The 11799-nt window shown below is 52.5% G+C and carries 13 protein-coding genes and 1 pseudogene; 4 read left to right on the top strand and 10 right to left on the bottom strand.

From position 1 onward, the window contains the following. Window positions 1-9 precede the first annotated feature (9 nt). Window positions 10-672, top strand: a complete 663-nt coding sequence (locus tag SH139x_RS26610) for a DUF4145 domain-containing protein (protein WP_488352762.1) — start codon at window positions 10-12, stop codon at window positions 670-672. Between the two features lie 69 nt (window positions 673-741). Here the strand turns inward: SH139x_RS26610 and SH139x_RS26605 are convergent, their stop codons facing one another. Further along, window positions 742-924: a Retron-type RNA-directed DNA polymerase gene (locus SH139x_RS26605; protein WP_488352761.1), complete on the bottom strand. Its 183-nt coding sequence runs from the start codon at window positions 922-924 to the stop codon at window positions 742-744. 186 nt (window positions 925-1110) lie between these two features. Here SH139x_RS26605 and SH139x_RS26600 point away from each other — a divergent pair, with 186 nt between their 5' ends. Next, window positions 1111-2163, top strand: a complete 1053-nt coding sequence (locus tag SH139x_RS26600; RefSeq protein ID WP_488352760.1) for an IS481 family transposase — start codon at window positions 1111-1113, stop codon at window positions 2161-2163. A 34-nt stretch (window positions 2164-2197) separates the two neighbouring features. Here SH139x_RS26600 and SH139x_RS26595 read toward each other — a convergent pair whose 3' ends face one another. The 4 genes from SH139x_RS26595 to SH139x_RS26580 form a co-directional block, all read right to left on the bottom strand. Beyond that, window positions 2198-2668, bottom strand: a complete 471-nt coding sequence (locus tag SH139x_RS26595) for a group II intron maturase-specific domain-containing protein (protein WP_488352759.1) — start codon at window positions 2666-2668, stop codon at window positions 2198-2200. Continuing rightward, window positions 2634-4328 (bottom strand): recombinase family protein, encoded by a 1695-nt coding sequence (locus SH139x_RS26590; protein ID WP_488352758.1) that lies wholly within the window; start codon window positions 4326-4328, stop codon window positions 2634-2636. The genes SH139x_RS26595 and SH139x_RS26590 overlap by 35 nt, the downstream gene beginning before the upstream one ends. Continuing rightward, on the bottom strand, window positions 4325-4588 hold the full coding sequence (locus SH139x_RS26585) for a hypothetical protein (RefSeq protein WP_488352757.1): 264 nt from the start codon (window positions 4586-4588) through the stop codon (window positions 4325-4327). Before SH139x_RS26585 ends, SH139x_RS26590 begins: the two co-directional genes overlap by 4 nt. 111 nt (window positions 4589-4699) lie before the next feature. Further along, on the bottom strand, window positions 4700-5464 hold the full coding sequence (locus tag SH139x_RS26580; protein WP_488351786.1) for a reverse transcriptase domain-containing protein: 765 nt from the start codon (window positions 5462-5464) through the stop codon (window positions 4700-4702). Window positions 5465-6197: 733 nt separating this feature from the next. Here SH139x_RS26580 and SH139x_RS26575 point away from each other — a divergent pair. Both SH139x_RS26575 and SH139x_RS26570 read left to right on the top strand, forming a co-directional pair. Further along, window positions 6198-6545, top strand: coding sequence for a hypothetical protein (locus SH139x_RS26575; RefSeq protein WP_488352756.1), 348 nt, complete (start codon window positions 6198-6200; stop codon window positions 6543-6545). Window positions 6546-6730: 185 nt separating this feature from the next. Continuing rightward, entirely contained in the window at window positions 6731-7120 is a 390-nt protein-coding gene (locus tag SH139x_RS26570; RefSeq protein WP_488352755.1) for an ATP-binding protein, read from the top strand. 563 nt (window positions 7121-7683) lie between these two features. Here the strand turns inward: SH139x_RS26570 and SH139x_RS26565 are convergent. The 5 genes and pseudogenes from SH139x_RS26565 to SH139x_RS26545 form a co-directional block, all read right to left on the bottom strand. Next, window positions 7684-8514: a hypothetical protein gene (locus SH139x_RS26565; RefSeq protein ID WP_488352754.1), complete on the bottom strand. Its 831-nt coding sequence runs from the start codon at window positions 8512-8514 to the stop codon at window positions 7684-7686. 62 nt (window positions 8515-8576) lie between these two features. Continuing rightward, complete coding sequence (locus tag SH139x_RS26560; RefSeq protein ID WP_488352753.1) at window positions 8577-8717, bottom strand: hypothetical protein; 141 nt, start codon at window positions 8715-8717, stop codon at window positions 8577-8579. 1697 nt (window positions 8718-10414) lie between these two features. Next, window positions 10415-10915, bottom strand: coding sequence for a hypothetical protein (locus SH139x_RS26555; protein WP_488352752.1), 501 nt, complete (start codon window positions 10913-10915; stop codon window positions 10415-10417). A 66-nt stretch (window positions 10916-10981) separates the two neighbouring features. Continuing rightward, window positions 10982-11203, bottom strand: a pseudogene (locus SH139x_RS26550) (recombinase family protein); the annotation flags it as partial. A gap of 238 nt (window positions 11204-11441) precedes the next feature. Next, entirely contained in the window at window positions 11442-11780 is a 339-nt protein-coding gene (locus SH139x_RS26545) for a recombinase family protein (RefSeq protein WP_488356100.1), read from the bottom strand. Window positions 11781-11799 lie beyond the last annotated feature (19 nt).

Here is an 11799-nt window from a genome sequence, read left to right as displayed (position 1 = left end):
GAAAACTGAGTGAAAACCAACCCTCTCATATCGCAACGTTTCGCTGAGTTGGCCGACAAGGCTTCCGCTATCCATGATGCGAAGACTCTTGACTTCGTTGCGCGTGATAGCGGCACGCATTACTACGACATCAGTTCTCCCGACGCCAAAGGCTGGTCCACCAACGTGTTGAATCTTCTGCAACGCGTGTTTGGAGAGGACAGCATTCATTTCAAGCATTTTACAGAGGATGCCACGAACGTTGGCAATTCCGAACTCTCGTTTCGGAGAATCGTTGCAATATTCGAGGCTGCACGCGAGGACTATGAGGGCGGCTATCTCTTCAATTTGCAGTCGTTGGTTAAGGCAGAAGTGTTTGACGACATGCTTGAGCAGGCTGCGGCGTTGCTCAAAGCCGGATACAAGGACCCCGCATGCGTTGTCGCGGGTGTCGCGCTCGAAACTACGCTCAAAGACCTCTGTACACGCAACTCAATTCCACACGCCAAACTTGACAAGATGAATGCCGACCTTGCTAAGGCGGGTGTTTACAACAAAGGAATGCAAAAACAGATCACGGCATGGGCCGACCTGCGAAATAGTGCTGCACATGGGGACTGGTCCGCGTACACGAACGCTGATGTCGATGATATGCTCAAGGGTGTCACACGTGTCATCGCAGATTACGTGTAACCATGTGAATCGGGATAGGAGCCCGGTTACCCGGGACCCCTCCCACAACACCTAGCATGCGGGTCCGCACTAGGCGTTTCGACGCAAGGATGCAAGCGATAGCCAGCGCTCTTCAAGATTAAACAAGCCCTCGGCGGCTAGGTACTCGTTGGATAAAGCTCGTTGGACACCCGACGTCGTGGAAAGACGCCAGGGACCCTTGCCGCTCATCGCGAAGCCACGAGCGACACGATAAGACAAGCACAACGACATCAGATTCTTCAGCCGGTTCTTCGATTTCCGCCACTGCTTCCAGTAACATGTAGAAATTTAGACTTGATCTGACACTCACCATTGGATAGAGGAAGGCATTGCCGGTTGCTAGCTGCACGAAGGGAGCGCAGCGACCGGAGTAAAGCTAGCAACCGGCGGTCAACCTCGCAGGACGGGAGTGTCGAAATGACGAACGAACGGAAGATCATTCAGAATAAGATCGGGATGCTTAAGCTGGCCGAAAGGTTAGGGAATGTGTCGGAGGCCTGCAAGGTCTTTGGTTACTCCAGGGACAGTTTTTATCGCTTCAAGGATCTATATCAAACAGGGGGCGAGGAGGCTCTCAAAGAGATTTCCAAGAAGAAGCCTGTGGTCAAGAACCGCGTCGATCCAGCCGTTGAAGAAGCGGTTCTCAAAATGGCTTTTGAGAAGCCCGCCCATGGTCAGGTTCGGGTAAGCAACGAGCTAAAAAAGCACGGGCATTTGGTGTCACCTGGTGGCGTACGAAGCATCTGGTTGCGAAACGGTCTTGAGACCTTCAAGGAGCGACTCAAAGCGCTTGAAGCGAAAGTCGCGCAAGATGGCGGCGTGCTCACGGAGGAACAAGTGGTTGCTCTTGAGAAAGCTAAGCTCGAAAAGGAAGCTCATGGTCAAATTGAAACAGAGCATCCCGGGTATTTGGTGGCGCAAGATACTTTCTATGTCGGCACCATTAAAGGCGTGGGAAGGATCTATCAGCAGACTGTTATCGATACGTATTCTCGAGTCGCATTTGCGAAGCTATATGATCGCAAGAATGCGTTGGTAGCTGCCGATATGCTTAATGACCAAGTGGTTCCGTTCTTCGAAGGAGAAGGGGTTTCGTTGCTACGCATGCTCACCGATCGAGGCACTGAATACTGTGGCAATCGAGAGCATCATGAGTATCAACTCTACATGGCTCTCGAGAACATCGATCACACCAAAACCAAAGCTAGAAGCCCTCAAACCAACGGTATCTGCGAACGGTTTCACAAGACGATGCTTCAGGAGTTCTACCAGATCGCGTTTCGTAAAACGCTCTATGAATCCATCGAGCAGCTCCAAGCGGATGTCGATGAATGGATGCGGAGTTACAACGAAGAACGACCACATAGCGGAAGATTCTGTTTCGGGAAGACTCCGAGACAAACTTTCGATGACTCGAAGAAACTGGCCGAACAGAAAATGCTCGACCAGCTCTTACAGCCCAGTGCGTAATCTGGGTAAAACATGTCAGATCAAGTTCTGGCTACTACAAGTAACAGGCGCGTACCCGACGACGAATCCATTTGTCTAAGTTGGTGAACGTTGTCTTCACTTGATCCAACGCAAAGTAGCCTAACCAACCACGAGCATAAGCACGGAACTCTGCATAGCGTGACTTCATCGACACGCCTCGGTTTCTACGAAAGATCTCCGAGACACGTTGTTTGAAAGTCGCGAGCTTCTTCTTGCTCACCCGGATCTGGCCGCCGTAGCCACGAAATTCGTAACCCACGTACTCAAGCCCATCCGTCTTGCGGATTTGGCTCTTGTTGTGATTGACGGACAGTTTCAATCGGTCGGTCAAGAAGCGTTCAATGCTCCCGTACACACGCCGCGCCGCCGCTTCTGTTTTCGTGAAGATCACGAAGTCATCTGCGTACCGCACGAACGGCAACCCTCGTCGTTCCAACTCCTTGTCCAAGTCATCTAAGTAGATGTTCGAAAGTAGTGGTGACAACGCCCCTCCAACAAAAGTGCAAAACTTTCTCGCTTCCGGCTTTGCTAGCTTTCTTCGCAAAAAGGGGGAAGTTGATTCGGTACACGATCCGAATCTGATCTGGCTCGACAACGACCTTGTCAATCAGTGTTCGCAGAATCTCGCGACGCAGTGTCCAGTCAGCGGTTTCCAGGTTCGTGCCCACCGATTCGCAGAAGCTGTCCAAACACGACAACGACTCACGCAACGTCGACTGCTCGCGCGACTCCGATTCAAGATTCCGCAATTGCTGTTCGTGCTTCGTTAGACGGTCACGCGCACGCTTTAAGCGAGGGTCGAATTCAGCTCGATCAAGCACACCATCGGTGTACGCATCGATCAAGCGTTCCACACTGCGTTTCGATGACGCGAATTGCTTCTTGATCGATACAACAGAGTCACTATCGCTCGGCGCGGCCAGTCGTCGCTCGTACTCTTGGCGGAGCAGCTTCGGATGACGCAACAACTCACACGCATCATTCCACACGGCCTCATCAAGTTTGTCGGTGCGCACCTGTTTGCACTCGCAGACTCGCTTGCCGCCAAACCGATATCCATCGGTTCCGATGCAACGATAGTAGGCGTAAGAACGCACTTTGCCTTTTGCACTCTTGCTACTGACTGGTTTGCCGTAAAACGCATATCCACAATTGCTACATTCCAGCAAGCCTTGCAGTAGATACTTCGCTCCACGACGTGACTCGTGACCACGCTGTCGGTTCTCGGTCAACTGTGTTTGCACGGCATCGAACAGCTCCGATGAAACGATTGCCGGAACCGAAATCGACAACTGCTCGCTCGCTTCGGTATCGTAAGTAGAACCTGTGCGTCGCGGCGTTTTCGAGTTGCCTCGTTGAGTTCGAAGCTGCGGCCGTCGCGGTCCCGTGCGTGTCTTTCCAAACGCCGCAGAGCCTTTATATGCCGGGTTTTTCAGCATTCCCCACACCGTTGTTCGATCCCACGTGGCTTTGCCTGTCGCCGTCACCGTGTCCGACTTCGTCAGCCGACGCGTCGCTTCACCAATCGACAATCGATCGCGACCGACCCACTGGAACACCTGCCGGACAACAGCCGCTTGTTGCTCATCAATTTCATACGCGGCTTGCCCATCACCGTCGCGACGGGTGATGTAGTGGTATCCGTACGGCGCAGCAGATAACACGCTCGCGCTGCCGCGCGTGGCTGCGTGACGCTTGCCGCGACGACTGCGTTCCATGATCTTGGCGCGTTCGTATTCAGCAAACATGCCTTGCATCTGCAACAGCAAATCTTCTTCAGGACTGGCACCGATCGCGCGGTTGAGAAACACGATTTCAATACCCAGCTTTTGCAATTCATCAACGATCAAAACTTGATAGGCATACTTGCGTGCCAGTCGATCGGGCGAATGAACGTAGAGTCTTTGAAACTGACCCACGTATGCTGCATCTCTCAGTCGCTCGAGCGCTGGCCGATGAAGTGTTGAACCGCTCACTCCATCGTCGAGAAAGCAGTTCTTGTCTTGCAATGAGACGTCGTCTGCACTCACTTTTCGACGCATGTCGGCCACTTGAGATTCGATGGTTTGCTCTTGAGCCTGCGCGTCCGATGAGACTCGCCCGTAGATGGCCGCTTCGACGTTTGAATTGGAATGAGTCGTCATGCGACAGCCTCCAGTTGATCCCGTTGCTGCGGCACGCTCTGAGCTCCAAAGTCGTGTTGCGTCGAAGGCCCGATGCCCTGACCGTCGACCGCGTCAGTGTCCAAACCGAGTTTGGCAGCACGACTGTTACCGGCGGAGCAACCACGCTCGGCCAGATCAAAAACCTGAGCTAGCAACTCGCGTTCGATCCGAATTGGATGGTAACTGCGAATGACAGCAATGGATTGGCTGTCAGTTTTGAGTTTGGCAGGCTTTGCCATCGGAATCTCCTCCATGAGACATTTGCAATCAATCTGTAAACACTTGCTTGAAAACAGCTTACGGCGACTTCCAGCCTTCGCCATACGCCGTCGTCAACGCCTTTCTTGGGATCAATCTATCCAAGAAACCGCCGTTGTTTGCAATATCGTTGGAGGAGCGAACGGGCCGCCTTGCATAGTTCCTTCTTCGCTGGGTTGGCATAAGCCGTCGACCAACACACCGGCTCTCAAGTAGCGTCCGATCAATTTCAAAAGGCGTTTGTCGTGGACCTTGCGGGCCACGCGTGTCATCAATATATCGTGATTGACTCTGTCAAAATATTTCGACAGATCCATATCGACGCATCGACGACGACCACCTCGAATGATCTTTTGCACTTGCTTGACTGCATCTTTAGCCGAGCGGTGAGGTCGGTAGCCGAAACTCGACTCGGAGAAGTCCGGATCGAAGATCGGGGTGAGGACTAACACAATGGCAGTCTGTATCAAACGGTCGAGCAAGTTTGGAATACCGAGCTCTCGCGTGCCGCCATCGGGTTTATCGATGCTAACGCGCCGTACCGGTTGGGGACGGTACGTTCCATCGAGGAGTTGCTGACGGATGCCTTCCCATTGTGGTCGGAACCACTCAGGAAAGTTTTCGATCGTGACGCCGTCGGGGCCAGGGGCTCCACGGTTTGCTTTGACTTTCGCCCAAGCCGCCTCGATCGTGCCTTCGTCAACAATCTCTTCCATCAAAGCGTGGCTTTCGTCCAAGGCTGACTTCTCGATGGACGCCTGAGCTGAATCATCACGCTGGATGTTTTGCGATTGCTCCACAAACTCTTCCCAGAGGGAGAGCTGTTTCGCCGGTTCGTTCGGCTGGTCAGAGTTCATCGGTGGTTCGTTCCTTGTCTTGTGACGTTCAGGCCTTCATGTCGCCGTTGGCTTCGGCGGTTCGCTACTATGCCCTCTGCTGCCGACTTCAATCGTGGGCTCGTGTTACCACGGCCCACCCCGCGTTGGAGCAAGCTCTACTGGCGGACACAGGATGAAGCCCTCCCCAAATAAGGGACGTCGGGGTTTGATGTAATCGCCCCGCGACACGTGATCTGTCCCCGCCCAAGTGCCCGATCTACCTGCGCTCGTTCTTCCGGTTCGGTTTCGTGGTCAGCAGCCCACTCACCTCGAGTCGTCGGCCTCATATCGGATTTCTGTTCGTCACCTGGCGGGTCTTGGCGTAAATGCGGTTAGCACGTCTTGGCCGGGGAAACCTTGTCCGATTCAGTCATCGTCGAACCGCACGTTCCCCGCACCGGAGCTAACTTCACGAGCACATTCGCAGGCTTCCTTTCCACGGTCGGTCACCCTTCCGCAGTTGCCCTCGCCTCGTACTGTCTTTCTTCGGAGTTACATTTGGTATACTGCCTCGTCGTGAAAGAAACCGGAACTGAGTACAGGGGACTTGCACCCCACAAGATCACGCCCATGTTGGGCGTACTGCACGGGAGCGGCGGTGGCCAGCCGATTTTTGAAATCAATGTCAACTCCCGCCGCCCCGTGATGCGGGCCGTTATCCGGTGTAGCGCTGATTGCAAACTACTTACGAGATTTGCGCGGCTGTATTGAAATGCGAAAGAACTTCAATGATCAGCGCCAGAACCTCACGTTGCACTTGGGCTTCATTGCGAGCGTCATTGTCGCGTGTGCAATGCCGCTTCTGATATTCACCTTTCACTTTGCTTCGTACGGTGACCGGACGCTCTTAGACGCGTTCTGGCTCGTGCTGGCAGATTACAGTTGGTTTTTTGGGAATCAGTGGGAAGTTGCGTGCATCTCATTCGTTCTGTTTGCGGCCATATTCAGATTTGTGCCTCGCGAACTCCGCGCGGCCGCCGTTCTCGTTACCCTGATGGCAAACGCGCTTGCTGGATGGTTTCTTATTATTGTCCGTGGTGAGGGCGGTCTCACGTACTGATGGAAACCTACTGGATAACAAATCGGTGCACGTGCGGACTGGCAAGGTCTGATTGACAAGCGGGGGTAGAGCCCGCCTGGGTAAGTGTTAGCCACACGCCCAGTATCGAGTTTTGCAGCCGAAGTATAAGGGACCTAAGTAGCTATCTGTTTGTGTTCAAACAGAACCCTCCCCGAAAGCATCGGTTGAAGCGTAAACAGAAAGGCAGTGAGGATGAACGGATCGCAGGTAGCCCTGTGACTGTGAACACGTACCGCGAGGCGCGTGACGAGCGCGTTGTGAGCCGCTTGGAGTCCAGCTTGCGCAACCTTGACGTGATCGTAATCGATGAGCTGGGGTATCTACCGATCGATCAAGCGGGGGCGGAAAGTCTCTTTGGATTTTTCAGTCTTTGTTATGAACAAGTCAGCGTGATCGTGACGACCAATCTTCCGTTCGCCCAGTGGCCCCATACGTTCGCGGGAGACGAGCGAATGACAGGTGCGTTGCTGGATCGATTGACTCACCAAGTCGAGATTCTGGCAATCGATGGTGAGAGCTACAGGCTCAAGCAGAGCCAGAAAGCAAAGCGTTAAACAACTTCAGCCGTGAAACTAGGCCACCAAGTGGCTCTCTTTTCGACTGCCAAAACAGTCGTTTTCGGCTGCCACGGTGGCTCCCTTTTAGACTGCCATCTCCACGCCAATTCACTCGCCGTCTTCAATTCCTTCAGTGCCGCCCAAGCTACCTTTGTCTTGAACTCGGCGCTATGAACCTTTCGTCGTTTTGACATAAATCGCTCCTTCGATCCGTCGACTGGGAGCTGATACCATACCAAATCTGGCCTGCGGACTGTAGCTTATTCCGTGGTCCGAGAATTGGGGACCACTTCACTTGTTTTCACAAATACACAGAGGTAGCGGGTGAACCATCTCGGCAGCTCGATCGAATTCGAAATGGCATAGTTGGCACGCCGTCAGGATCAAATGATCGCGACTATCTAGCTGGCGGGTCCTAAAAACAAGGCAGGCAGCGTACCGTTACGCTGCCTGCCTGTTGATCACCTTAATCTAGAAAAAAAACATGTCGAAGCTGCCTGCCAAAAAAAGACAGACATGCAAGATTAAATGCTTTAAAACACGGACACGGCAGATCGAGACTATTGGCACCTAAACATTAGCCAATCAAGCTCAATGGGAGTTTTGCCTTCTCTCTCGAGTTCTTGATTCCGCTTTTGAAACAATTCAATGGCGTGCGGTGATAGGTATCTCAGCCAAGTAAAATCCAGCTTTTCTCCGGAAAAATTGCTGAAACATTCAGCTGCGGCGTCGGAAAGCGAAGTAAGCATTTCAATGTATAGTTCACCCTGATACCTGCTGAGGCATGACGCTGACATATCGGATAAACTCGTTAAGCCGAGACGCAAATCGCCTTGATGTTTACTTAGACTTACTGCAACCGCATCGGCGATACTGTCTAACCCGACTAGCTCCAAACGGCCTTGATATCCAGACAGACTTTCTGCGGCAGCTGCGGAAAGGCTCTTCACTCCATTCAGGCCTAGCATTTTACCTTGGTATTTGCTAATGCCCTCTGCTGCCTCATTGGATAGGCCGCTGAGGCCAAGGAGCGATAACGAATTGCTTTGATACGCCCCCAGAGCCTCCGCAGTTGTGTCGGACAGCCAGAATATGCCGTTGAGCTCTAATATCTGACCGGAATACTCACCAAGATTCTTCGCAGCCTCATCAGATAGGCTGGTCAGGCCACTTAAATCTAACACCCTGCCTCGATGTTTGCTTACGATTTTTGCATTTGATGCAGACAGACTGGTTAACCCTGTTAGTAGCAATCCACCGTGCTGTTTAATTAAATGCCCGAGCACTGAGTCCGGCAGAGTAGTTAGGCCGCACAGATATAAATCGCCTTGATAGTTGCTGAGCCGCTCCGCAGCTGCATCGGAGAGGCTTGTCAAACCGGAGAGATACAAGGAATCGCCCTGGTAATTGCCAAGGCTCTCTGCAGCCGCATCGGATAGCGAAGCTAGTGACGTTAAAAGGAGGGAGTGAGGTTTTTTTTTAGAATCTCCGCTGCTTCATCTTCGATTTCCACGAACTGCTCGAAATCAACATCATCGCCGCTCAAGATTTCTTCTGCTCGCCCTCTGGTCAGTTTTCTGTCGTCTGAACTCATTAGTTCCCCTATCGTATGCGAAGTGTAAAAGAAATGATCAAGGCGATCGCAACGTCTCAAACAATTTGCACATAGATCCTTTTACAGTCTTTTAAGACAGCGCATGAGCTAACAAAAGTGGTGCGGATGTATACGGTTCGTCCAGCTCGCAATTTAAGCACATTAGTGTCGAACGTCTTTTTGTGGAAATTTTGATCGACTTAGCGTTTGACACAGCGGATGAAATGGTTTTCGATGCATCATTTTTTGCTCTCGTCTTGTTGATTTCGGTAGCGAATTTGATGTTGAGGCTTCTTTACTGGCTTCTTTTTTAGTATAGGCGGCGCGTTGTTCAGCCGAAGTAAGTTTGAGCCTGCTCGTAGCGTTGGCTACCGAAACACCTTAGTATTTCTAAACGTTTAGCGCGGGAATTTGATAGTTTGTAATTCAAGAAGAGCTTGTGGTGGCCTACTGGTCGTTTGTCGTATTAATAAAAACAGCCTCGTTTTAAGTGTCGCCAGTATCGATTAATTCGAGCATCCAATTGGGATTTGCGAGGTAGCGTTACATCTCAGGTCGGCGGCATGTAAACCTTGTGTAAATGAACTGTCTCCCGACTGGTCCCGCGAGCGCAATAGATACATCCGCGTGGACTCGCAACATCCTCGGGCATGTCTCAGCAAGGTTGGCATTTTGCTCGACGAGTATGCGGCACATAGGCCAGCTCTCGAGTTCTCTCTACAAAGGCAACACCTCAGGACATGAGAAATACATGTGTCTCGACGGGGGTAGAGAAGCCCGTGACGTGCTGCTCAGTTACCGGGTCATGATTGCAGTTGGACGTATGGCATGGCTTTTAGGGCAGCATCTGGCAAGCCGACTGCGATTGCGTCCAGCGGTAATGTTGCCGCTTCGCGCTTCTGATTTGCAAGTGCTTGTTTTCCACATGTTCATGGACATGTCGATTAATCTTGGCTGAGCGAGCGCAAGAGGCTCGAAAACGTCAGCCATGTTGCAGATCGATCGCTTCACCAACGAACCGCCATCAACTTTCAAGCCGAGCGATGTTTAGCGACGCAGAAAACAGTCTTGTTGGACAGTGTCGGGAGGCCGGAGCCGACCAGTCCAGGCTGGTCCCTTCGCACTTGGGGCGTTGCGGCGAGGCAAATTTGGTCCGATGTCTCGTGTTCGCTAGCTCAACGGAACGACTGGTCTCCGTGGCTAGGAACTAGGCTTCTCGATGCAACTTTCACGCCACCGACTTTACCGTTTCTGAAACGTGATCTTCACGGGGCAAGATCTGCTCGAAATCGATGACATGCTCGCAATTGCAGGTATACTGAGTTCGCTGAGCTTGGGTAGACGCGTCGCTTGGCCATTGCGGAGGTACAGAACAATAGCAACACGGAATGGCTACGGATCAGGCGACAGCCGTAGGACACGCAAAATCGCAATCAACTGCAGCTGGCAGTCCGTACTAGAGTCGTTGCTGGCCAATCAACTGGGATTCGCTCGCAGGGCTTCGGCGACTCGCAAGAGCGTATTAAAGCTGGACTCGTCTAACTTCCCAGCCGCTGCCAAGAGTCGTGCCATGCGAGATGAACTTGCTCCATCGAGGCAACAACTAGGGCAACCATTCACGACCACCTTATTTTGCCCCGCTATTTGCGGTGTTTCGGAGACTTGACCCATGCGTTCGGGACGCAGAGGTCGCAAGTTCAAATCTTGTCGCCCCGACTATCTTTCGAAACAAGCCCTTTGGCCAACAGGTCAAAGGGCTTTCTCATTGTGGCGCAAAGGTTTACGTCATCCAGAGAGCAGTTCAAACAGACGATTTCGAGGATTCGACGTTTGGCGGCGTAATCAGCCGTAACCCACTTAGTGCGAAGGGTTTGCGAAAGTTCAAACGCTTTCACTGCTATGTCGATGATTTCGTGCCTGCCACGGTCGGCCACGTCAATTTCGAGCTTCAACTCCGCTTCCCGATCTCGCAGTTCACGGCTTTTCGATGCGAACGTATCGGCGGTGATTTCTTCCAGCATCCGAAGGTTGAGCAAGCGGTTCTGCTGGTCACGAACTTGCACCAGTTCTTCTTGAAGCTGCTTCGCTCTTGTGGCTGAGGATCGCTCATCCCAATTCGTCGCCTGACGAAGCTGCTCACGGAAGGTGTCACGGAATTCGTCGTCCTCAACCCGAAGCGAATCAAAGATCGCAAGCATCTGAGAGTCCAGTTGCCTCTCAGTCAGTCGGATGCGGGGATGATCGCCTTTGTGGTACTGAGTGCAGCGGTAGTAAATATAATCCCGTTCACCGCTCTGGGTCATCTGCTGCTTGCGCTCACCCGTGATCGGCGAACCGCAATGGGCACATTCAATCAAATCGCTGGCATACGTCATCTGATGCTGCGTGTAGACCTTCTGGCCAAGGAGAGTCTGAACACGATCCCAGAGCTTGGGTTCGACGAGCGGCGTGTGTGTGCCGGGATGCCACTGGCCCCGGAACTTGATTTCGCCGATGTACGAGCGGTCGGTGAGGATCGTGTAGAGCTTGCTGCGACCGATCTTGGGAACTGAGGGCAGATATTTGACGCCCTCCGGAATGTGTCAACGACTATGAGACAACTTTGCAACAGTTACTAAACTCCATTTGCAGCGCGGTCAGGGGCCAGCCCCCGAACCCCCGGGATGAATTTCGACGATGCTGCGACCGTCAATTCGGATGTTGCGGTAGCCGTAGGGAGGTCGGCTAGGGAATGAGCCAATCTCGACCCTGTGTTGGATTCCCTCTTTTTCGTCGATGGACTGTTGTTCCGTGTAGAATGCTCGCCAGCATTCGCCGCTGCATTCGACCCGCTGGTGTACTTTCTGTTGGCTGGGCTATGGAGATGAACTGGACACCGAACTCTGACTCCAACCGCTCTAGCTCAACATAATCGAACAAGTTTCGGGCAGCCCGATCAGCCTTGTAAAAGATCAGACCATTAAGCTTGTGGGCGTTCTTCTTTGCGAAAGCCATAAATTCTTTGAAGGCGGATCTTTTGTCCTGCTTGGAGGCCGTCTCGGTGATTCGGAAAAGGCGAACGATTTCGCCATTGTGGCGGTCA

The organism is Kothea flammea (assembly GCF_052161645.1).
Taxonomy (GTDB): Bacteria; Planctomycetota; Planctomycetia; order Pirellulales; family Pirellulaceae; genus Laterigemmans.
Note: the sequence above shows the minus strand (reverse complement) of the source record. Positions and strands in the feature narration are given on the sequence as shown.